Raw genomic sequence first — 22678 nt, forward strand, 5'->3', positions numbered from 1 at the left:
CCGGTCAGGCGTTCTTGATGGCGAGGCCGTCCTCGTAGGACAGCTCCTTGTAGTTGGACAGCTCGGCATATTTCAGGCCCACGTCGGCCAGGGCATCGAGCTTGGCGGCGGTGTCGTATTTCTTCAGCTTCACCTTGTCCACGTAGAAGGTGTCGAGCAGCTCGTTGTAGACCGACGTGTCGTCGATGAAGATGGCGAAGATCTTCACGTCGCCGAAGCGGATGAGGAAGCGGTTGCCCTGCGGCAAATCGGCAATATAGATGAAGTAATTGCCGTCGGCATCCAGCGCCGGGCCGAAGGTCTCCACCAGCTTGGGCAGGCTCTCGTAGCTGGCGATGGAGCCGGCCAGGAAGCCGATGGCGGGCTTGCCGCTCTCGGAAACGGAAAACACCTCCTTCAGCACCGTCTCCGGGTCGTCATAGGAGATTTCGCCGCGGAAGCCGTAGCGGCCGGCCACATGGGTGTCGGCGTTCAGGGAAGGCTTCAGCAGCCGGCCCTCGGCATTGAGCTGGGCGAAAGGCGTGTCGGCAACAGCGGTCATGAAATGTGTTCCTTGGGTGGAGGTCGTGGTGGGCAGTCACCGCGGCGCGCCCGGCACGCGGTGCCGGGTCCTCGCGACGGCTTGGTATGCCGTGCCCTGCGGGGCACGACCTCTGGTCCGCGGGGGCCGCGGAGCGCTGCCGCTCCGGGGGGTGGAAGGGGGAACCCTCCGCCCGCGTCAATCGCCCGTGATCATGACCTCGGGGACCTCGTTGGGGTCCTCAATGTCCAGACCGTCTTCTTCCGCAAGCTGAACGTCGATGAGGCACACGTCGCCGTCATCCACCACCAGCGGGATCGGCGTCAGCGCCTGGCCCTGGCAGGGGCCGATGAAGCAGTGCCCGGTGTCCAGGTCGAAGCGGGACTGGTGATGCCCGCAATTGAGGAAATTGCCCTCCCGGTCCATGAACTCGCCGGGCACCATGTCCAGCCGCCGGCCCTGGTGCGGGCAGGCGTTCTCGAAGCCGAAATAGCTGTTGCCCTTGCGGGTGATGAGAATGGGCCAGCGGGTGCGCGCGCCGGCCTCGTCCAGGCGGGCCAGCACGAAGCCCCGCGCATCGCCGTCGTCGATCTCATAGGTGGCGCATATGGCGAAAAGCTCACTCATGGATTCCGCCTTCCCGGGCACTCCTGCCGTGCAGGCACGCAAACAGCCTCCGCTTGCGCGGGAAGCGCACATGTGCCTGAGAGAAGCAAGAAGCGCGCCAATGGAAATTGTCGGCTTTCGCGGCCGGCGTGCGCCGGTTGCCGCAGCCCGGCGCACGCCGGCCCCGGGCCTTGGCGGCCATGGGACGGCGCCGGGCCTGCACGCGCCTGCGCCCCCGGCTGCTGCCGGCGGGCGGTGTTGTGATCCCGACAGCGGGGCGCCGGTCGTGTTCCGTTCAAAAGGCCGGGGTGGGCGCGAAGAGGCACAAGGTGCGTGCCTCCCGCCGGCCGCCTACGGAACAGCGGTGGAACTTGCCGTCCGGGCTCTCCGGCACGGCGGTGCGCGGGTAATATTCCCCCGTCGCCTTTATGAAATAGCCCTCGCCGGCAAATTCCACGTCCTCGCCGGTGATTTCGTAGCAATCCTGGCCCGAGCAGCAATAGGCCGGGTACCATTCATGGGCGAAGGCGGGCCGCAGCAGGGGCCGGGATGCGAAAAGCCCGGCGGCAAGGCCGGCGGAAAGGGCGAGGCGCAGCGCGCCGGCGGACAGGCGGAGGGAGGGCCCGTGGATGGGATGCGTCATGCGCAACGGCTCCGGTATGCCCGAGGCCGGGGTCGGCCGGCCCGGGACAGTGCGGGCCGTTCAGGATGACGCAAGCCGGTGCCGGCTCAAAGAAAATTTCGCCGGCACGGCAACAGGGCAATCCGGGCGCGGCGTTGCCGTCAGTCCACGTCCTCCACGCTGTCCGGCCCGCCGCCATAGGCCCGCTGGGCCAAAGCCGCCTGCATGAAGGGGTCGAGGTCGCCGTCCAGCACCTCCTGCGGCGTGCCGGAGGTGACGCCGGTGCGCAAATCCTTCACCAGCTGGTAGGGCTGCAGCACATAGGAGCGGATCTGGTGGCCCCAGCCGATGTCGGTCTTGGCCGCCTGCTCCGCCATGGCCTCGGCCTCGCGCTTCTTCAGCTCCAGGTCGTAGAGCTTGGCGCGCAGCATGTTCCAGGCGGTGGCGCGGTTCTTGTGCTGGGAGCGGTCGCCCTCGCTCACCACGGCGATACCGGTGGGAATGTGGGTGAGGCGCACCGCAGATTCTGTCTTGTTCACGTGCTGGCCGCCGGCGCCGCCCGAGCGCATGGTGTCCACCCGCACGTCGGCTTCCTTGATGTCCACCACGATGCGGTCGTCCACCACCGGATAGACATCCACCGAGGCGAACGAGGTCTGGCGCCGCGCGTTGGAATCGAACGGCGAGATGCGCACCAGGCGGTGCACGCCGGCTTCGGTCTTCAGCCAGCCATAGGCATTGTGCCCCTTCACCTGGATGGTGGCGGACTTCAGGCCGGCCTGCTCGCCCTGGCTCTCGTCCATCAGCTCCACCTTGAAGCCGTGGCGCTCGCACCAGCGGCGGTACATGCGCAGCAGCATTTCCGCCCAGTCCTGGCTGTCGGTGCCGCCGGCCCCGGCATGGACTTCCAGATAGGTGTCGTTGGAATCCGCCTCGCCGGAGAGCAGCGCCTCCAGCTCGCGCCGGGCCAGCTCCGCCTTCAGGCCGTCGAGGGCGCCCGCGGCCTCGGTGATGACGCCTTCGTCGTCCTCCGCCTCGCCCAGCTCGATCAGCTCCACATTGTCGGCAAGGTCGCGCTCCACCCGGTCGATGGCGCCCAGGCCGTCCTCAAGGCTGGTGCGCTCCTGCATCAGCTTCTGGGCGCGCTCGGGGTCGTCCCACAGCTTGGGGTCTTCCACGATGGCGTTGAGCTCGGCCAGGCGTCGGCGAGAACGCTCCACGTCCAGGTGGGACCTTAGAAGGTCCAGGGAGGCCTTGATCTCGTCAACCTTTGCGGCGAGTTCCGCGCGCATGCTCATCAATCTCCGGCAGAGGGCCGCGGAAAATAGCGGCGGTGCGCCCGGGTGTAAACGGAAAGCCGGCGGCGCGCAGCGGGGGCAGCGCGCATTCCCGCGCTTTGTGGCTCCGCACTCCGGTCGTCACGTGCAAGATATTGCCGGAATGTGGATCTAGGGCACGCGCCGATTAGCTTGCATCGCAAGCGGATCGGATAACGCGTTCTCTATCCTTAAGTTGGACGGCGATCGTTGACAAACCGGCCGGCCGGCGCGGAAACAGGCGAGCGGGGGTTCGGGGCACGGCGCCCCGCCGCCCGGGTTCACAGCGGCCTTCGGGCCTGAGGGCGTTTGATGTCCATCACCGATCTGTTTGCGCGCGTACGTGTCCTGTGCCTCGGCGACGTGATGCTCGACCGGTTCGTCAGCGGCGCGGCCCGGCGCATCTCGCCGGAAAGCCCGGTGCCGGTGCTCTCGGTGACGGGAATCACCAGCGTGGCGGGCGGATCGGCCAATGTGGCGCGCAACATCGCCTCCCTGGGCGGACGCTGCACCCTCATCGGCGTCACCGGGGCGGACGCCACCGGGGCGGAGCTGGCGCGCATTCTCGCCGAGACCCCCGGCATCGTGCCCGCCTTCCTCGTCGCCCCCCACCGCCCCACCACCGAGAAGGTGCGCTTCGTGGCCCAGGGCCAGCACATGCTGCGCTCCGACAGCGAGGATTCCTCGCCGGTGTCGCCGCAGATGGAGGAGGAGATCCTCGCCCGCCTCGCCGCCGCCCTGCCGGAGCACGACGTGGTGGTGCTCTCCGATTATGCCAAGGGCGTGCTGACGCCCCATGTGGTGCGCCGCGCCATCGCCCTGGCCGGCCAGAAGGGCGCGCCGGTGATCGTGGACCCCAAGAGCGCCGACCTCGCCCGCTATGACGGCGCCACCCTGGTCACCCCCAATTTGCAGGAAGTGTGGTCCGCCACCGGCATCCGCGGCGATGACGACGCCTCCGCCGAGGCCGCCGGGCGCAAGGTGCTGGAGGACACCACCATCGGCGCGGTGCTGGTGACGCGCTCCGAGAAGGGGATGACGCTGGTTCAGCGCACCGGCGCGCCCCTGCACATCGCCACCGTCGCCCGCGAGGTGGCCGACGTGGTGGGCGCCGGCGACACCGTGATCGCCACTCTGGCGCTGGTGGTGGGGGCGGGCGGCGCCCTGGATGAGGCGGCCTATGTGGCCAACGCCGCTGCCGGCGTGGTGGTGGGCAAGCGCGGCACCGCCACCGTCTCCCGCGCCGAGCTGCTGCAGGAGCTGGACCGGCAGAGCCGGGCCGACACCACCTCCTCCGGCGTCAAGGTGGTCTCGCGCGCCGCCGCGCAGGCGCAGGTGGAGGCATGGCAGCGCCACGGGCTGGAGGTGGGCTTCACCAACGGCTGCTTCGACGTGCTCCATGTGGGCCATGTGGGCATCCTGGAATTTGCCCGCGCCCATTGCGACCGGCTGGTGGTGGCGGTGAATTCGGACGCCTCGGTGAAGCGGCTGAAGGGCCCCTCCCGCCCGGTCAATGGCGAGGCGGACCGGGCGCGGGTGCTGGCGGCGCTGGCCGCCGCCGACCTGGTGGTGGTGTTCGACGAGGACACCCCCGGCGCGCTGATCGAGGAGCTGCGCCCCGACGTGCTGGTGAAGGGCGCGGACTACGAGATCGCGCAGATCGTCGGTGCCGCGAGCGTGCTGGCCCGCGGCGGGCGGGTGCTGCGGTTCGATCTGGTGCCCGGGCGCAGCACCACCGCCACCATCCGGCGCATGGCGGGCGAAGGCGGCGCCTGAAGCGGTCGCGCCTGACACGTCAGCACCTGACATAGCAGCATCTGGCACCGCCCGGCCTGAAACGCCGCGGGGCGGCGCCCGCAGGCACCGCCCCGTCCGATCCGCCTCCAGGGGCCCGCGTCAGCCCGGCATGGCCGTGCCGATGGGCTGGTCGATGAGGCTGGCGGTGCGCTCGCGCCGGTTCACCACCCGGAAGTAGAGCAGCTTCACCACGTCCATGATGAGCGTCCACACCAGGCAGTAGGCCCACACCACGCCGATGAGCAGCCACGGCAGCGCCGGCATGAACCAGCCGAAGGCGCACATGAAGATGGCGAACACCTGGGTGCCCAGCACCGCCGCCAGCACCGGCAGGCTCGGATAGGGCGGCTTGAACAAGGTGCCCTCCACCCGCGAGACGAAGAACAGCAGGTGCCCGCCCGCCGCCAGCTGCAGGAACAGCATGGTCTGCACATGGGGCAGGTCCATGGGCAGGATGGCGGTCAGTTCCGGGCTCTTCATCCAGAACATGCCCAGCATGACGATGCCGAAGCTCTGCAGCAGCGCCACGATGCCCATGATGGTGGAGAAGGAGATGATGCGGTGCATGTTCCACCGCACCGGCCGGTCCTGCACCTTCACGTTGTCGTAGGCGATGGTCATGATGGGGATGTCGTCCAGCAACGCCTGGAACACGATCATGATCGCGGTGAGCGGCATGAAGTCGTAGACGAGATAGACCAGCACCACCACCAGCATGATGTTGAGCGTCATGGCGATGCGGTAATAGATGTAGCTGGTGATGCGCTCGAAGATCGCCCGCGCCTCCATGATGGCATGGATGATGGTGGACAGGCCCGGCGCGGTGAGGATGAGGGCCGCCGCGCTGCGCGCCGCATCGGTGGCGCCGCTCACCGCCACGCCGCAGTCCGCCTGCTTGAGGGCGGGGGCGTCGTTCACCCCGTCGCCGGTCATGGCCACGATGTGGCCGCGCTCCTGCAGCGCCTTGACGATCTGGAACTTGTGCTCGGGGAACACCCGGCCGAAGCCGTCGGCCACCTCCACCGCCCGGGCGGCGTCGATGGCGATGTGCTCGGGGCTCGAATCCTTGCCGAACACGTCGCCGGCCACCAGCAGCTTGTCGCCGAGGCCCAGCTGGCGCGAGATTTCCGCGCCGATGGCCACGTCGTCGCCGGTCACCATCTTCACCGACACGCCCAGTTCCTTGGCGCGGGCGATGGTTGCCGCCGCATCGGGGCGGGGCGGGTCGAGCATGGGCAGGAGGCCCAAAAGGGTCCAGGTCTGCCCGTCCTGGGAGCGGGCGACGCCCAGCGCCCGGGTGCCGCTGCGCGCCAGGCGCTCCACCGTGTCGAAATAGCCTTTCGCGGCCTCGCCCTCCGCCATCCCGCACAAGGCAGCGATGGCCTGGGGCGCGCCCTTGGCATAATGCACCGTCTTGCCGTCGGGGCCGGTGAGGGCGGCGATGGTGCGCTTGCTCACGGGATCGAACGGAGTGAAGTCCACGGGCTTGTAGGCGTCGAGCCGGGCGGTGTCGCCCACCGCGGCCAGCACCGCCTTGTCGATGGCGTCGTCGCTCTGGCGCTGCGAGGCGAGGGCGGCGGCGAGGATCAGATCGTCGGGCGCGGCGTCGCCGAAGGGCAGGGGCGGCTGCAGGGTCAGCTTGTTGAGGGTGAGGGTGCCGGTCTTGTCCGAGCACAGCACGTCCACCCCCGCCAGTTCCTCGATGGCCGAGAGGCGCGAGACGATGGCCTGGTGCTTGGAGAGGGCGAGCGCGCCCAGCGCCATGGTCACCGACATCACCGCCGGCGTGGCCACCGGCACCGAGGCCACCAGCAGCACCAGCACCAGCTGGATGATGGAGCCGGCATGCTGCCATTCCCAATGGCCGTCGGCGAGGATGTCCCGGTGCACCTGCGCCACCACCAGCACCAGCGCCAGCGCGGCGGACAGGATGATGAGGAAGTCGCCCATCTGCAGCACCGCCTTTTCGGCGTGCGACTTGGCGCCGGCGGAGGCGACGAGCTTGGCGGTGCGGCCGAAGAAGGTTGAATTGCCGGTGGCGGTCACCAGCCCGGTCATGGAGCCCTGGCGCACGATGGAGCCGGAAAAGGCGCTGTCGCCCACCGCCTTCGACACCGGCAGGGATTCGCCGGTGAGGGCGGCCTGATCCACCGAGAGATATTTGCCGTCCACCAGCAGCAGGTCCGCCGGCACGGTCTCGCCGCCGGCCAGGCTCACCACGTCGCCGGGCACCAGCGCCACCGTGTCCACGGTGATCCAGGCGCCGTCGCGCAGCACCCGGGCCTTCAGCGCCAAGCCCTTCTTGAGGGCGGCGAGGGCGCTGGCGGCCTTGCTGTCCTGCCAGAAGCCCACCAAGGCGTTGTAGAGCAGAAGGCCCATCACCACGCTGAAATCGGCCCAGTCGAGGCGGACCAGGGAGAGGAGGGCGGCGGCCTCGATCATCCAGGGAATCGGCCCCCAGAAATAGCCGAGGAGCTTTTCCCAGCGGCTTTCTTCCCGCGCGGCGATGGCGTTGGGACCGAACTTCTCCTGCCGGGCCGTGACCTCGCCCGCCGCGAGCCCGGCCGGCGTGCTGCCCAGCTCGGCGAACCGGGCGGCGATGGCGGCGGCATCGAGCCGCTCGGCGCCGGACGAGGACGCGCCGCCGGCGGGCTTCGCCGCAGGTGCGGCCCCGCTTCCGCCGGCCGGTGACATGGTGGCGACAGCCTCGGTCATATCCGCACCCCTTGTTGCACGCCGCGCGCCCTGACGCATCGCAGCATTCATGCTGAACCCGTTGGACACCCGTGACATTGACCTCCGGCAAGGGCGCGCCGCGCCCCGCCGGATCGCGGCTTCAGGCCGGCCGCACGAGGCCCAGGGTGTGCTGGGCGATCATCAGTTCCTCATTGGTGGGGATGACGAAGACCCCCACCTTGCTGTCCGGCGTGGAGATGCGCGGGCCGTTGGCGCTGTTGGCCGCGGTGTCCAGCGCCAGGCCCAGGAAGCCGAGCGCGGCACAGGTGGCGGCGCGCACCGGCGCCGAATTTTCGCCGATGCCGGCGGTGAACACCAGCGCGTCGAGCCCGCCCAGCACGGCCACATAGGCGCCGATAAATTTGGTGAGGGCATAGACGAAATAGCGCACCGCCAGCACCGCGTCGGCATCGGCGCTGTCCTGGAGCCGGCGCATGTCTCCCGAGGCGCCGGACAGGCCCAGCAGGCCGGCATTGCCGTAGAGCTGCTTTTCCAGCGCGTCCGGGGAAAAGCCGCTGCGCTGCAGATAGAAGATCACGTCCGCCGGCACGTCGCCGGAGCGGGTGGCCATGGGCAGGCCGGTGAGGCCGGCAAACGCCATGGAGGTCTCCACGCTGCGCCCGTCCAGCATGGCGCACACCGAGGCGCCGCCGCCCAGATGGGCGGCGATGACGCGCCGGGCGCCGGGGGCATATTGGGGCACCTGCCGGCTGATGTAATCGTAGGAAATGCCGTGATAGCCCCAGTGGCGCACGCCGGTGTCGCGCAGCGCCTTGGGCAAAGCGTAGATCTGCGCCACCTCGGGCATGGTGCGGTGGAACGAGGTGTCGAAGCTCGCCACCTGCGGCAGGCCCGGGAAGGCCTGCGCCAGCGCCCGCGCGCCGCGCACATTGAACGCCTGGTGCGAGGGCTCCATGGCGCAGAGCCCTTCCAGATAGTCGAGCACCTCGGGGGTGATCAGCACCGGGGCATCGAAGCGGGTGCCGCCCAGCACCACCCGGTGCCCGGCGGCCACCACCTTGATGTTGGCCTCGTGTTGCTCCAGCCAGCCGACGATGAATTCCAGCGCGGTGCGGTGGTCGATGGTGTGGCCCTCGCCCCATTCGTGGGCGTCGACGGGCTTGCCGTCGGGGGTCTTGGCGACGAAGTGGGGATCGCCCGCCATGCTGTCCACCATGCCGCGGCAGAGCAGGGGCGGCTCGGTGCCGCCGGTGGTGGCATAGGCGCCGAACTTGAGGCTGGTGGACCCGGCGTTCACCACCAGAACGGCATCGGTCATGGGGGCTCTCCTGTGGCGCCGGATCAGTCGGCGGTGGCGGGAAGGATGGCGCCGGGCTCGCGCTTCAGCGCATCGGCATAGAGCGCGGCGGCGGCGGCGGAAAAGCGCCGGGCGGCGGCGGTGTCGGCCCGGCTCGTCAGCATCACCGGCACCCTGGCGCCCACCACCAGGCCGGCGCTCTGGGCGTCCGACATGAAGGACAGGTTCTTGTAGACCATGTTGCCGGCCTCGATGTTGGGCACCAGCAGCACGTCGGCGGCGCCCGCCACCGGCGAGACGATGTGCTTCACCTGCGCCGCCTGCGCGTCCACCGCGGCGTCGAGGTCGAGGGGGCCGTCCACGATGCCGCCGACGATCTGCCCGCGGTCGGCCATCTTGGCGAGGATGGCGCCGTCGAGGGTGGCGGGCATCTTGGTGCGCACCATCTCCACCGCCGCCAGCACCGCCACCTTGGGGGTCTCCACCCCCATCGCCCGGGCAAAGCCGATGGCGTTCTGGCAGATGTCGCGCTTCTGGTCGGTGTCGGGGGCGATGTTGAGGGCCACGTCGGTCACCACCACCCGCCGGGCGTAGGTGGGCACGGCCATGAGGGCGCAGTGGCTCAGCAGGCGGCCGGTGCGCAGCCCCGCCTCCTTCTGCACCACCGCATGCAGCAGCACGTCCGTGTGCAGGCTGCCCTTCATGAGGGCCGCCACCTCGCCCTTGCCGGCGGCCAAAGCGGCGGCGGCGGCGGACTCCTCCTCGCCGCCGGTGGAGACGATGCGGCAGGCGGAGAGATCGAGCCCGCCCGCCTCGGCGATGCGGCGGATGTCCGCCTCCGGCCCGAACAGCACCGGCAGGATGAGCCCCGCCGCCGCCGCGTCGAGGGCGCCTTCCAGGGCGTCGCGGCTCAGCGGATGCACCACGCCGGTGGGCATGGGCGCGAGCCCCTGGCAGCGGGCGACGAGGTCTTCGAGGCGATGCTCGGGCACGTCGAGGCTCAGCGGCCGGGCGGGCGCTATCACCTCCAGCACCGCGGTGGCGCGGGCGGTGCCGTCGGGGCCGGAAAGATGGCCGTCCAGGGTCACGCTCTGGTCGGCGGCGTTGGTGGCGCGCACCGTCAGGGTGACGGCCAGCGGCATGTCCGCCACCAGCGGCGCGGCGACGCTGACGGCGACGCTGCGCACGCTTGAGCCCGGCCCCGGCAGCGCGCTGCCGGCCAGGGCCGCGAACAGGGCAGAGGCGATGGCCGCCGTCGCCCCGCCGTCACCGGCGCCCGCGCCCATGCCGGCATCGCCGAAGGCGACGCCCCAGGCGCGCAGGTCGCCGGCGCTCAGGGTGCGTTGGGTGGTGGCGGTGTCGGCGGGATGGATCTGCGCGAAGGTGCGGTTTGCGATGGTGGGCATGGCGGCGTCCTTCGGGTTCGGCCGGCGTCCCGCCGCGGGCGCGCGGCAGGGCGTGCAGCGTGGGGCGGCGTCGGGCAGGGGGCGGATGACTGCGCGGGTGTGGGCGCCCGGGCCGGCAGCGGCCGGCCGGGGCGGACCTGCGGCGGCGCCAGGGTTCAGGCGGAGGCGGGGCTGGCCTGCCACCCGGCTTCCGGCGCCGCCGTATTGTCGGCGGCGAGGGTCAGCACCGGCGGCTTGGGCGCCGCCACCTCCAGCGCCGCGGCAAGGGCCTCCATGCGCTGGCGCTCCGCCGGGGGCAGGGAGCCGGCGGCACCGGCCACGGCGGCCACCGCATCCAGCAATTCCCGGCGGGTGCCGTCCTCCGGCACCATGCGGGGCAGGGCGGCGATCGCCCCCTCGCGCTCCAGCAGCAGCACGTAGAACTGCTCGCGCACCAGGGCCTTGAAGGCGTCGATGGGAAGCTGCATCAGCCGCTGGCGCACCTCGTTCAGGGCGTGCGCGCTGCGCTCATCCAGCGCCCGCTCGGCGGCCACCACGAACAGCACGGAGCGCACCAGCGCCGCATTGAAGCCGCCCTCGGCCACGCGGCCGTGGAATTCGGCGATCTTCTTTTCCCGGAAGGCGCGCTTCTGCGGGCTCACCGCCGGCAGCTCGCGCACCGGCTGGTCGAGGTTGAGGCCCAGCGCGCCCTGCAGCACGGGCGAGCCGTAGATGGCGAAGAAGCTCTGCTCCACCATGCGGTCGCGCAGGTCGCGGAAGGCGTCGAGCCCGGCGATGATCTGGTCGGAGACGGCCTTCTGCGCGGCGAGGAAGGGGTTGTCGGCGGCAGCCGGCCGGCGTGCCTTCGCCACCTCCGCGGCCGCCTTGGCCACGCCTTTCATGAACGGGTTGGTGTCGGCGAACAGGGTGTAGCTCAGCCGCAAGGGATTGGCGGTGAACATCAGCTCCGCCAGCTGCGGCGTCGCCACCGCCCGCACCCAGGGCTGCAGGAAGGTGCGGTAGAGGGAATGGTTGATCTCCGACATCCGGCGCACGGCGGCGAAGGCGCGGTCGTCCTCCACGCTGTTGCGGCCGAGGGCGCGCAGATCGTCCAGGGAGCGCATCTCGAACCGGCTGTGCCAGGCCGGGCCGCCGGCCTTCACCTGCGCCTCGGGCGCCGGGCTGATGACCAGCTCGTAGAGGCCCGGCGGCAGGCAGTCGATGAGGTCCATGAGGCGAACCATCTCCTCGTCCTCCTTCGCCCCCACCTTGGCGGAGACGAAGATGGCGAGGTGGCCCACCTTCTGGTTCATGCAATAGACGATGGTGCGCCCCTCGGCGCGGATGTCGTCCACGTCCTTGTAGAGGTCGAGCACCCAGCCCAGCGTCTGCGGCGGCGGCGAGATGTTGTCGCCCTTGGAGGTGAAGACGATGAGCGGGGAGGTGATGTCGCGCAGGTCGAACACCGTGCCGTTGGAGGCGCGGATCTGGTTGCGGGTGAGCTTGTCGCCGATGAACATCTCGTCCACCAGGAACTGGATCTCGTCGCCGTTTAGGGTGATGAAGTCGCCCCACCACTTTTCGAAGCCGAGATAGCGCTCGCCCTCGGTGTCGATGCCGGCATAGACGTCATATTGCTTGCCCCACAGCCAGTTGGCGGGGTTCAGGCTGTCGAAGTTCAAGATCAGCCAGGTGCCGTCGAACTTGCCCTTGCCCAGGTCGCTGACCAGGGCGGTGAGCCACGAGCCGCCCAGCAGGCCGCCGGAATAGCGCATGGGGTTCTTGCCGTGCTCGCCCTGCCAGTAGGACATGGGCGAGCCCGCCACCATGCAGGGGCCGAACAGGTCCGGCCGCAGCATGGCCACCATCAGCGTCTGGTAGCCGGCCTGGCAATTGCCGATGGCGAACGGGCGCGGCGCGTCCGGGTGCATGGCGACGATGCGCTCGAAGAAGGAAACCTGCCCTTCCACCACGTCGAGGAAGGTCTGGCCGGGCTCCGGCTGGGCGGAGAAGCCGATGAAATAGACCGGATGGCCGTGGGTCAGCGCCTCGCCGATCTCGCTCTGGGTCTTGAAGCCGCCGATGCCGGGGCCCTGCCCGGCGCGCGGGTCCACCACCACCACCGGCCGCTTGCGCGGGTCCACCTCCACCCCTGCCGGCGGAATGATGCGCGAGAGGGCGTAATTGATGGGCCGGGGCAGGGAACGCCCGCTCACCAGCACCTCGTGATCGAAGCTGAGCACCGTGGCCATGGGGCGCGCGGTGATCTCCGCCTGCTCGTTGCCGCGCTGGCGCAGGAGGTCCAGGAACAGGACCGAGCGCTGCCAGGCGTCCAGCATGTATTCGCCGAGCGGGCCGCCCATGGTGGCGAAGGGGCTGGGTGCGGCGGTCTGGTCGGCCGGTGCCGGGCTCGCGGCCGGGCTCAGGCCGGCGCCGAACGGCGTCTTGAAGGGCAGGCTCCACAGCGCACGCCAGCTTTCGGGATCAGCGAGGGAGGGCAGGAGAGGAGGGGTAAGGCCAGCCATGGAATGCATTCCTTCGCTTTGTGCCATTTCGCCGAAAGCCACTTTGCCTGCGCCGCTTCGCCGGGAACCGATCACCTGCGGTGCCGCCCGCCGGCGCGTGGGACAGCGAGGGCGCCGTCACAACCGGCCCTTCCCGGCGGACACGCGCGTGCCGCCGCGACCGTCCCAGCCCGGACGCGAGCTAAGGGTCAACATTCACCCCCGTCAACTCCGGTGCATTACTGGTAATTTGATCCGCATCAAGGATGTGGCGCGCCGCCGCCGGCCACATCCAAAATACAGGAGCGGTCCTGTTATCTTCCATTGCGTCGGCATCTTCTGGATAGCCGGCGCATTTTCACCTTGGACCGGCAGGTCTTCTTCCACCCTATCCCAGCCTGACCTTGCGCAGGCCGCCGACAATCGCCTCGGAGGCGATGCCGGCCAGGAACAGGCTGGCGTAATCGGCGAGCCCGCCGGCGCCGAACGTATCGGCGCCCGCCCCGCCATATTGCTGCAGCACGAACACGCAGGTGACCGCCACCAGGGTCAGCAGCACGAGGATGGGCATCAGGACATCATAGGTGAACTGGAGCGGCACCGGGGAGACGCCGGAAAGCCACAGCAGGAAGCGCTGGGCACCGCCCGGTCCGGGGGCGGCGCTCTGCGGGAGCGGAGCGCTCTTGGTTGCCATGCTCTCGTCCTGCGAACCTCCGGGCAGGGGCACCGGGAAGCGGGCCGTCATGATCTCCTGCGCGAGGGCCGCGATCTCGGGCTTGAGGGCGACGGGGTCCGCCGCGCGGTCGCTGATGCGCCGGCGCAGCCGCTCCAGCTGGGCCTTCAGGCGCGTGCGCTGGGCCTCGTCGGCGATGCCGGCAAGGTCGAGTTCGAGCGCGTTGATCTGGTCCAGCAACTCCAGCCGCGCGATGGTCTTGGGATCATAGGTCAGCTGGGCGAGGCGCCCCAGCACGATGCCGAACACGGCCGCGAGCAGCGCCCCCACGGCGGAACTGCGGACCCGCACCTCCACCGGCACGGCGAGCAGCTTTCCATCATTGGTCTTCAGGCTCAGGGCGCCGGTATAGAGCCCGGCGCTCAGGGTGTTTCCCGGCAGGGAAAGTGTCAGGACCCCGGTCTCTCCGGCCGGGATTTCCAGCCGGCTTTGCGCCCGCAGCAGCGCATTTCCGTCGAGTGCCACCCCAAGCCCGTTGGTGGGGGCAAAGCGCGGGGTGAGGATGGCCGGCGCGGTCCCGCTGTTCGCAACGGTGACGACGGCGGTGTTCTCGCGCCGGACGATGGGGGCGAACAGGCCGGAAAGCCAGCAGCCCGGGGTCCAGCAATTTGCACCGTAGAGCCGCACCAGCGTCGGCCCCTCGATACGCACCGTGGCCGTGGCTTCGGCAGCCACCGCCGATGCCGACGGGCCGAAGGCGGCCAGCACCAGCCCCGCGAGCAGCGCGGCCGCGGCCGGCCAGGGCTTTGCCCGTCGCCACCAGGCTTTCCGCCGGACGGCAAGAAATTGGACCCGCCCGTCAATTCCGAGGCCCCCGAGATCGTGGCGCATGGCGCTGCCTCCCCGGACGCCAAGGGAAGCGTGGAATGCGGAAGAATGCAACCAAAGATATAGATATGTGCCGGCTGCACGAGCATGTGCGCCGTCAGTCCGGCGCTGCCGCCAGCCCATGGCGCCGCATCTTCGCATAGAGGTTGCTGCGGGACAGGCCGAGCCGGCGCGCCGCCTCGCGCTTGTTGCCGCCGGCCTGCGCCAGGGCATCGGCGATCATGGCGCGCTCCAGGCCGGCCACGGCGGCTGCGAGATCGGTGGCGCCGGGGGCCGGCGCCGCGCTTCGGGGCAGGGGGCCGGCGGGCGCGAGGGCGTCCGCAATGTCGGCGGCCTCGATGCGTGGGCCTTCGGTGCGGGCATAGGCCTGCTCGATCACATTGGCCAGCTCGCGCACATTGCCGGGCCAGTCGTGGTCTTCCAGCCGCGCCAGGGCGGCGGGGGTCAGCGGGCGCACGGGCACCCCGAAGCTGGCGGCGGTCTGCTCGCAGAAGCGCGCGGCCAGAAGCCCGATGTCGCCGGTGCGCTCGCGCAGCGGCGGCAGGCGGATGGAAAGCACGTTGAGGCGGTAATAGAGATCCTGGCGGAAGGTGCCGGCCCGCACCATCTCGGCCAGCGGCCGGCTGGTGGCGGCGATGATGCGCACATCCACCCGGGCGAGCTGATTGGAGCCCACCGGCTCCACCTCGCCATCCTGCAGGGTGCGCAGCAGCTTGCTCTGCAGGGCGATGGGCATGTCGCCGATCTCGTCCAGGAACAGCGTGCCCTCGTGGGCCAGCTGGAACTTGCCCGGGCGGGGCTGGCGGGCGGCGCCGGTGAAGGCGCCGGGCGCCACGCCGAAGAATTCCGCCTCCATCAGGTTTTCCGGCACCGCCGCCACATTGATGGCGACGAACGGCCGGTTCACCCGGCTCGACGCGGCGTGGATGGCGTGGGCCACCATCTCCTTGCCGGTGCCGGTCTCGCCCAGCAGCAGCACGGGGGATTTCACCTCCCCCGCCCGCCGCAGCAGCCGCGACACCTGCCGCATGGCCGGGCTCGCGCCGAGAATATGCTCGGCGTTGTAGCGGTGGGTGCGGGTGGTGGAGAGCGCCTGCTCCATGCGGGCAAGGCGCGCCTGCAGGTGCTGCACCCGCTCGGCGATGGGCCGCAGGTAGGGAATGGAATTCTTGAGGGCGAAGGCGATGGCGCCGATCACCTCGCCCGCCTCGTCCCGCAGGGGCAGGCGGGTGACCAGCAGCCAGCGCTCGCCATACTGGATGATGTCCAGGGGGTGGGGACGGCCGGTCTCCACCACCTCGCGCATGCGGCTGTGGGGGATGACGCGCTCGATCTCCTGGCCCACCACGTCGGCGAGCCGCGGCCCGCCCAGCAGCGCCAATTGGCCCTCGCTGAACCACACCACGCGGGAGGCGCGATCCACCAGGGTCGCCCCCTCGATCATGCCTTCCACCATCAGCAGCAGCGCGCGGGCGGCGGCGAACCGGTCATCGGCGAAGCTCTGCATGGGACGGCGCGCCTCGTGGGGGTGTCCTGATTGCGGACAGGGGTGTCAATATACAGGACACCCTCCCATCCCGCGAGAAGCGGCATAAGGCAAGGCCAGCTGGGGCGTGAAACGGTCGATCCACCGTCGCAGTGTTCCCAAATCTGGACGCCCGGCGCCGGCCTTCCGGCCGCCCGGGCCGCGCCGCCCGTTGATTTCACTGGATTTCGCCGCGCGATCCGGCGCTGGCATGGGGCTTGCTGTTGCGTCTCCCAACGAAGCCTGTCCAGCCCGGCCGCGACGGCGCCGGCGAAGGGGCGGGCGCAGAAACCGGGGACGAAATGCAGCTCACACGGATCGCAATCATCGGCGCCGGCCTGATGGGCCATGGCATCGCTCAGGCCTTTGCCACCGCGGGGCGCGAGGTTGCCATCTATGAGGCGGATGCGGAGCGCCGCGCCGGCATCCGCGCGCGGGTGCGGGCCAATCTGCGCCTGGTGGGCCAGGACGAGGCCGCCGCCGACCTCATCTCCCCCTGTGGCGACCTTTCCGGCGCGGTGGCCGCTGCCGATGTGGTCATCGAGGCGGTGCCGGAGGATCTGGCGCTGAAGCAGCAGGTGTTCGCACAGGTGGAGGCGGCCGCCCCGGCTAATGCGCTGCTGGCCAGCAACACCTCGGTCATTCCCATCACCCACATCATGGCGGGCCTGCGCCATCGCCACCGCGCCATGGGCACCCATTGGTGGAACCCGCCCTACCAGATTCCCCTGGTGGAGGTGGTGCAGGCCCGCGACACCGGCGCGGCCGAGATTGCGGCGATGATGGGCCTTCTGAGCGCCATCGGCAAAATGCCGGTGCATGTGCGCAAGGATGTGCCGGGCTTCATCGGCAACCGCCTGCAGCATGCCCTGTGGCGGGAAGCCATCGCTTTGGTGGAGAACGGCGTGTGCGACGCCGCCACCGTGGATGCGGTGGTGAAGGCGAGCTTCGGCCGGCGCCTGGCGGTGCTGGGGCCGCTGGAGAATGCCGACCTCGTGGGCACCGACCTCGCCCTCATGGTGCACCGCTACATCCTGCCCGATCTCGACCGCACCCCCGGCCCCCAGGCGCTGCTGCAGGAACTGGTGGCCTCCGGACGGCTGGGCATGAAGAGCGGCGCGGGCTTTCGCGAATGGAGCCCGGACGAGGCGCAGGCCCTGCGCGCCACCTTGGCCCGCCACCTCGACACCTTCTCCGGCGCCAATGGCCCCGGCCCGGCCCCGGAAAGCGACTGACGCTCAACGACCCGAAGCGCCTTTCGGCGGGCGGGAACGCGCCGCGCGCCGGCCCACGGCCCCGGCCGCCGCAAGGACGACCACAGCAACCCGCGCGGCAGCCCTGCCGGCGAACAGAGGAGTTTTCCCCGTGGTGCGTGCGCCGAAGAAAGTCATCATCAGTTGCGCCCTCACCGGCTCCATCCACACCCCGACCATGTCGGACGCCTTGCCGGTGACGCCGGACGAGATGGTGGAACAGGGCCTTGCCGCCGCCGCCGCGGGCGCCGCCATCCTGCACCTGCATGCCCGCGATCCGCAGACCGGCCGCCCCACCCCCGACGCCGCCGTCTACCGCCAGTTCCTGCCGCGCCTGAAACAGAATACCGACGCGGTGCTCAACATCACCACCGGCGGGTCCCTCAACATGAGCGTGGAGGAGCGCCTTTCCGCGCCCCTCGCCTTCCAGCCGGAAATGTGCTCGCTCAACATGGGCTCGATGAATTTCGGCATCTTCCCCCTGGCCGACCGCTACAAGCACTGGAAACACGACTGGGAGGAGCCCTACCTGCGCTCCACCGACGATTTCATCTTCCGCAACACCTTCCGCGACATCGCCTATATCCTGCAGAACCTGGGCGAGGGCTGCGGCACCCGGTTCGAATTCGAATGCTATGACGTGGGCCACCTCTACAATCTGGCCCATTTCCTCGATCGCGGGCTGGTGAAGCCGCCCCTGTTCATCCAGACCATCTTCGGCATTCTCGGTGGCATCGGCGCGGATGCGCGCAACCTCGTGTTCATGCGCGACACCGCCGACCACCTGTTCGGCGATGCCTACCAATGGTCGGTGCTCGCCGGCGGGCGCCACCAGATGCCGTTCGTCACCATGGCCGGCATGATGGGCGGCAACGTGCGGGTGGGGCTGGAGGACAGCCTCTATATCGGCAAGGGCAAGCTCGCCTCCAGCAATGCCGAGCAGGTGTCCAAGATCCGCCGCGTGCTCGAAGACTTGTCGCTCGACATCGCCACCCCCGCCGAGGCGCGGGCCATGCTCGACCTCAAGGGCGCCGACCGGGTCGCCTTCTGATCCATTCAAGACGGGACGAGAGCTTATGAAGGGACGCAACGCCATCGTCACGGGCTCCACCTCGGGAATCGGCCTCGCCATTGCGCGGGCGCTGGCGGCCGAGGGGTGCAACGTGATGCTCAACGGCTTCGGCGATGCCGCCGCCATCGAGGCCACGCGGGCGCAGATCGCCGCGGAGGCCGCCACCACGGTGGCCTATATGGACGCCGACCTGAGCCACCCGGCGCAGGTGCGCGCGCTGGTGGAGGAGGCCGCCCGCCGCCTCGGCCCCATCGACATCCTGGTCAACAATGCCGGCGTCCAGCATGTGGCGCCCCTGGCCGAGTTCCCGGACGAGAAATGGGACCTGCTGCTGGCGGTCAACCTCTCCGCCGCCTTCCATGCCAGCAAGGCGGTGATCGCCGGCATGAGCGGGCGCGGCTTCGGCCGCATCGTCAACATCGCCTCGGCCCTCGGCCTGGTGGGCGCGCCGCACAAGCCCGCTTATGTGGCCACCAAGCACGGCATCATCGGCCTCACCAAGTCCATCGCCCTGGAAGTGGCGGAAACCGGCGTGACCTGCAACGCCGTCTGCCCCGGCATGGTGATGACCCCCATCATCGAGATGCAGGTGGCCGACCAGGCCCGGGTCACCGGCCTGCCGCCGGAAGAGGTGGTGCGCCAGGTGTTCCTGGAGAACCAGCCCATCCGCCGCCCCGTCACCGCCCAGGAGATCGCCGGGGCCGTGGTGTTCCTGTGCTCGCCGGCGGGCTCGGGGGTTACCGGCACGGCGCTGGCCGTCGATGGGGGTTATGTGGCGCGCTGATGCGCCTTGCGGCCGGCGGACCCGGCCGCGCTCTCGACCGGCGGACCGCTGCCGGCCCGCCTGAAACTGCTTGCGCCACAAGAAAAGGGAGAAGCACATGAAGGGTATCGTTCTGGCCGCCGCCGTCGGCCTTGCCGCCGCGGGGCTTGCCAATCCGGCCGCGGCGCAGGTGTCCGACGGCAGGATCAAGATCGGCGTCCTGTCCGACCTTGCCGGGGTCTATTCCGACATCAACGGCGAGGGCTCGGCCATGGCCGCGCGCCTCGCCGCCGAGGAATTCGGCAATGCCGTCAACGGCGTTCCGGTGGAGATCATCGTCGGCGATCACCAGAACAAGGCGGATGTGGCCGCCAGCCTCGCCCGCAAGTGGCTCGACACCGAGCAGGTGGACGTCATCGCCGACGTGCCCAATTCCGCCGCGGCGCTGGCGGTGCAGGGCATCACCCGCGACCGCAAGCGCATCTTCCTCATGTCCGGTCCCGGCTCGGTGGACCTCACCGGCAAGGCCTGCAGCCCCTATGGCTTCATGTGGACCTGGGACACCCATTCCGTGTCCGCCGCCACGGCGCGCGCGCTGGTGACCAAGGGCGACAAGAGCTGGTTCTTCATCACCGCGGACTATGCCTTCGGCCATTCGCTGGAGGACGAGGCCTCCAAGACGGTGAAGGCGCTGGGCGGCAGCGTGAAGGGCGGCGTGCGCGTGCCTCTCGGCACCTCCGATTTCTCCTCCTTCCTGCTCCAGGCCCAGGCCTCGGGCGCAAAGGTGGTGGCCCTCGCCAATGCCGGTGGCGACACCATCAATTCGGTGAAGCAGGCGACCGAATTCGGCCTGCCGCAGGGCGGCCAGACGCTGGCCGGGCTGCTGCTCAACATCAATGACATCCACGCCCTGACTCTGCCCATCGCCCAGGGCCTCATCCTCTCCAATTCCTTCTATTGGGACATGAACGACGAGACCCGCGCCTGGTCGAAGACGTTCGAGGCGAAGACCGGCCGCAAGCCGTCCATGAACCAGGCCGGCGTCTATTCGGCGGTGCGCCATTATCTGCAGGCGGTGAAGGCGCTCGGCACCGACGATGCGGACAAGGTGGCGGAAAAGATGCGCGCCACCCCCGTCACCGACATGATGATGAAGGATGCAAGGATCGGCGTGAACGGCCGCGTCTTCAACAACATGTATCTGTTCGAGGTGAAGAAGCCGGCCCAGTCGAAGGGGGCGTGGGACTATCTCACCCTGCTTGAGACCGTGCCGGGCGCGCAGGCCTACATCCCGGAGAAGGACAGCGGCTGCCCGCTGGTGAAGTAAGGGTGCGGCGCGGGAGAACATCCCGCGCCACCCCGGCGCCCGGCATCAGAACTGCCAAGTCACCCGCGTGTTGAACGAGCGGCCCATGCCGGCCACGGGGAAGCCCCAGGCGGCGGAGGAGCCCATCATCGAGGGCACCTGGTAGTTCACAAGGTTTGCGCCGCCCAAGGGTAGATTGTATCCGGTATCGAAGATGTTCTCGATGCCGAAGTCGAACCGGATGGCCTCCCACTGGTAACTGGTGCGGAAGTTGAGCAAGGCATAGGCGTTGGTCTCAACCTCGTTGCGCACCTGGCTGACGAGGACCTTCGCCGCCACCATCTGCAGTTCCAGGCTGTTGGTCCAGTTGCCGAGCCTGTGGTCCACGGCCATCACGCCGTTGAGCGGCATCATGTGGTAGAGGTTGACGCCATCGGTGCGCTGCCCCTGCACAAAGTTCAGGTTGCCGCGGAACGTGCCCTGCCCGTAGGTGTCGTTCTCCCACAGGGCCAGCTTGCCGTCGATGTTCACGCCATAGAGCCAGGCATCGTGGTTGGCGAACTGCAGATAAACGAAGTTGTTCTGGGTGTAGAGGTTGCTCGGCAGGTTCGCCAGGCACCCCTTCAGCGCGCAGCGGTCGGCGTCGATATAGTCGGTCACATAGCTGTAGTAGGGGGAGACCCGCAGCTCCCACACCTTCTGCGCGGCATCGTGCCAGGTGGCGGTGAAGCTGGCCGTGTGGGCGGCTTCCGGCACCAGGTCGAGATTGCCCACATAGCCGTTGCCGTCGCCGAACCAGCCGATCATCTTCATGGCCATGGCGTTGGTGGACCAGGCGTAGCGCTCGTAGAAGTTCGGCGAGCGGGTCTTGCGGGCAAGCCCCAGCTCATAGACGCTGCCGGTGTCCGGCGCGTAGCGCAGGATGGCCGAGGCGTCGATGTTGAAGTCGGTGCGCGCGTGGCTCTGGGCGTTGAACAGGGCGGCGTCGGCCCCGTACATCATCTGGTTGTAGCCCTCCACGTCGCCGGTGTTCATCCATACGATGTCGTTGCGCAGGCCGAGCACGGCGGTCCAGCGCTCGTCGATCTGCCGCTCCCACTCGCCATAGGTGCCGAGGCGGGTGCGCTGGCCGTTGTTGATGCTCTGGAAGGTGTCGGGACCCATCATCATGGAGCCGGCCACCGGCGGCCACCAGTCGTCGAGATTGTTGTAATAGAGTTCGTTGCCGATGCGGAAGATGTCGCGGGCGGAGGCGGCAATCGTGCCTTTCACCGCGTAGCCCATGTCGGTGGCGCGGGTGTCCATGGGCATGGTGCCGTCCTTGTCCGGCTGGATGAAGCCCATGGTGTGCCGGATGCGGTTGGCGAAGACGCTGGCCTCCAGCTCGCCCCAGTCGAACTGGCCCTGGTAGCGGCCGTTGGCATAGAGGCTCTTGTTGTCCACCATGTCCATATATTGGTTCGGATACCCCTGGTAGGGGATGAATTGTCCGCCGACCTGGACGGTGAAGAGCTGGTCCTGGATCTTCTTCGAGATGCTGATGGAGTGGTTCTGCGTCTCGTACATGGTGGACTTGATGGTGGTGCCGTCGCCGGACACATAGTCGCTGGCGCGGTTCCAGCCGCCCGTATAGGTCACGCTGGTGTCGGAGTTGGACACGGTGGCGCTGGCATCGACGCCGTAGCCGTCCCCGTTGCTGCGGTAGAAGCCGGAGACGAAGCCCGAGATGGTGGGCGCGTCGCCCTTGGTGAATTGCGGCGGGGCGACGCTCACGTCCACCCGCGCGCCGGTATAGTCGCCGCCCGCGCTCACCGGCGCCGTGGCCGTATAGACCCGGGCGCTGGCGATCATCGCCGGATTGACGAAGGAGAAGGGCGGGTTCATCTCGTTCGGGCAGGCCACGCCGAACAGCATGCCGTTGACCGCCACCTGCACGCGATCGGCGCCCATGCCGTTCACCGCGGGCAGGCTGGAGACGCCGCCCGCGCCCCAGGCCGCGCCGCCGGGAATGCGGCTGATGAGCGAGCCGGAATCACTGGTCCAGAGGGTGGCGTTCTGCGCCTGCGCGCCGGAAATGTCGCTGGTGTCGGCCGGGGTGAAGCTGCCGCCTTCGTCCGCGCCGGCGCCGGTGCCGGCCGCGGCCGGCATGTCGCTGCGCACGGTCACTGTCGGCAAGGACACCGTGCCGGGGCCGCTGCTTTGCGCGGCGGCGCAGACGGGGAGGAGGGGCGCCAGGCACAAAGCGGCAAAGGCCGGGCTGAAGAGCACCGTCGTGCGCCGCAGGGTGCGACGCGAAATGTGAACAGGAATGGATTGCACGGGGTTTCCTTCCGCATACGGGGGGCCAGCGGCAAGGCGCGGCCGGGTATGAAGGCGTGGCGAGCCGCGGCGGGCTCGACATCCAGCGGCCCGGCGCGGCGCGCGCGGGCATCGGGGACGGCGCGAGGGTCCAGG

At 69.4% G+C, this 22678-nt stretch carries 16 protein-coding genes; 5 read left to right on the forward strand and 11 right to left on the reverse strand.

Annotated features, from left to right (window positions below):
• Positions 1-4: 4 nt before the first annotated feature.
• The 4 genes from ACI7BZ_RS14595 to prfB form a co-directional block, all read right to left on the reverse strand.
• Positions 5-541, reverse strand: coding sequence for a hypothetical protein (locus tag ACI7BZ_RS14595; RefSeq protein ID WP_414117904.1), 537 nt, complete (start codon positions 539-541; stop codon positions 5-7).
• Between the two features lie 177 nt (positions 542-718).
• Complete coding sequence (locus ACI7BZ_RS14600) at positions 719-1147, reverse strand: Rieske (2Fe-2S) protein (protein ID WP_414117905.1); 429 nt, start codon at positions 1145-1147, stop codon at positions 719-721.
• Positions 1148-1421: 274 nt separating this feature from the next.
• On the reverse strand, positions 1422-1769 hold the full coding sequence (locus ACI7BZ_RS14605) for a hypothetical protein (RefSeq protein ID WP_414117906.1): 348 nt from the start codon (positions 1767-1769) through the stop codon (positions 1422-1424).
• Between the two features lie 140 nt (positions 1770-1909).
• A complete protein-coding gene (prfB, locus tag ACI7BZ_RS14610) occupies positions 1910-3040 on the reverse strand; it encodes a peptide chain release factor 2 (RefSeq protein WP_414117907.1) in 1131 nt (376 codons plus the stop codon).
• A gap of 336 nt (positions 3041-3376) precedes the next feature.
• On the opposite strand from prfB, the gene rfaE1 reads away from it, so the two are divergent.
• Complete coding sequence (rfaE1, locus tag ACI7BZ_RS14615; protein ID WP_414117908.1) at positions 3377-4840, forward strand: D-glycero-beta-D-manno-heptose-7-phosphate kinase; 1464 nt, start codon at positions 3377-3379, stop codon at positions 4838-4840.
• A gap of 120 nt (positions 4841-4960) precedes the next feature.
• Here rfaE1 and ACI7BZ_RS14620 read toward each other — a convergent pair whose 3' ends face one another.
• The 6 genes from ACI7BZ_RS14620 to ACI7BZ_RS14645 form a co-directional block, all read right to left on the reverse strand.
• Positions 4961-7576, reverse strand: a complete 2616-nt coding sequence (locus tag ACI7BZ_RS14620; protein WP_414117909.1) for a plasma-membrane proton-efflux P-type ATPase — start codon at positions 7574-7576, stop codon at positions 4961-4963.
• 121 nt (positions 7577-7697) lie between these two features.
• Positions 7698-8876 carry an acetate/propionate family kinase gene (locus ACI7BZ_RS14625; RefSeq protein WP_414117910.1) on the reverse strand — a complete coding sequence of 393 codons (1179 nt, stop codon included), beginning with the start codon at positions 8874-8876 and terminating at the stop codon, positions 7698-7700.
• Between the two features lie 23 nt (positions 8877-8899).
• Positions 8900-10261, reverse strand: a complete 1362-nt coding sequence (locus tag ACI7BZ_RS14630) for a bifunctional enoyl-CoA hydratase/phosphate acetyltransferase (RefSeq protein WP_414117911.1) — start codon at positions 10259-10261, stop codon at positions 8900-8902.
• Between the two features lie 155 nt (positions 10262-10416).
• Complete coding sequence (locus ACI7BZ_RS14635; RefSeq protein WP_414117912.1) at positions 10417-12765, reverse strand: DUF3141 domain-containing protein; 2349 nt, start codon at positions 12763-12765, stop codon at positions 10417-10419.
• A 367-nt stretch (positions 12766-13132) separates the two neighbouring features.
• Complete coding sequence (locus ACI7BZ_RS14640) at positions 13133-14308, reverse strand: hypothetical protein (RefSeq protein ID WP_414117913.1); 1176 nt, start codon at positions 14306-14308, stop codon at positions 13133-13135.
• A 94-nt stretch (positions 14309-14402) separates the two neighbouring features.
• Positions 14403-15812, reverse strand: coding sequence for a sigma-54 interaction domain-containing protein (locus ACI7BZ_RS14645; protein WP_414117914.1), 1410 nt, complete (start codon positions 15810-15812; stop codon positions 14403-14405).
• A gap of 320 nt (positions 15813-16132) precedes the next feature.
• Here ACI7BZ_RS14645 and ACI7BZ_RS14650 point away from each other — a divergent pair, with 320 nt between their 5' ends.
• The 4 genes from ACI7BZ_RS14650 (at position 16133) to ACI7BZ_RS14665 (ending at position 20245) form a co-directional block, all read left to right on the forward strand.
• Positions 16133-17065, forward strand: a complete 933-nt coding sequence (locus ACI7BZ_RS14650) for a 3-hydroxyacyl-CoA dehydrogenase family protein (RefSeq protein ID WP_414117915.1) — start codon at positions 16133-16135, stop codon at positions 17063-17065.
• Between the two features lie 130 nt (positions 17066-17195).
• The gene (gene kce, locus ACI7BZ_RS14655; RefSeq protein ID WP_414117916.1) at positions 17196-18134 is read left to right on the forward strand and encodes a 3,5-dioxohexanoate:acetyl-CoA acetone transferase; all 939 of its coding nucleotides are present in this window, start codon (positions 17196-17198) and stop codon (positions 18132-18134) included.
• Positions 18135-18159: 25 nt separating this feature from the next.
• Positions 18160-18939, forward strand: a complete 780-nt coding sequence (locus ACI7BZ_RS14660) for a 3-hydroxybutyrate dehydrogenase (RefSeq protein WP_414117917.1) — start codon at positions 18160-18162, stop codon at positions 18937-18939.
• Positions 18940-19036: 97 nt separating this feature from the next.
• Positions 19037-20245, forward strand: a complete 1209-nt coding sequence (locus tag ACI7BZ_RS14665) for an ABC transporter substrate-binding protein (protein WP_414117918.1) — start codon at positions 19037-19039, stop codon at positions 20243-20245.
• A 45-nt stretch (positions 20246-20290) separates the two neighbouring features.
• On the opposite strand, the gene ACI7BZ_RS14670 is transcribed toward ACI7BZ_RS14665, so the two are convergent.
• Positions 20291-22543 carry a TonB-dependent receptor gene (locus tag ACI7BZ_RS14670; RefSeq protein ID WP_414117919.1) on the reverse strand — a complete coding sequence of 751 codons (2253 nt, stop codon included), beginning with the start codon at positions 22541-22543 and terminating at the stop codon, positions 20291-20293.
• Positions 22544-22678: the final 135 nt, after the last annotated feature.

It is taken from the genome of Xanthobacter sp. AM11, assembly GCF_047444035.1.
Classification (GTDB): domain Bacteria; phylum Pseudomonadota; class Alphaproteobacteria; order Rhizobiales; family Xanthobacteraceae; genus Xanthobacter.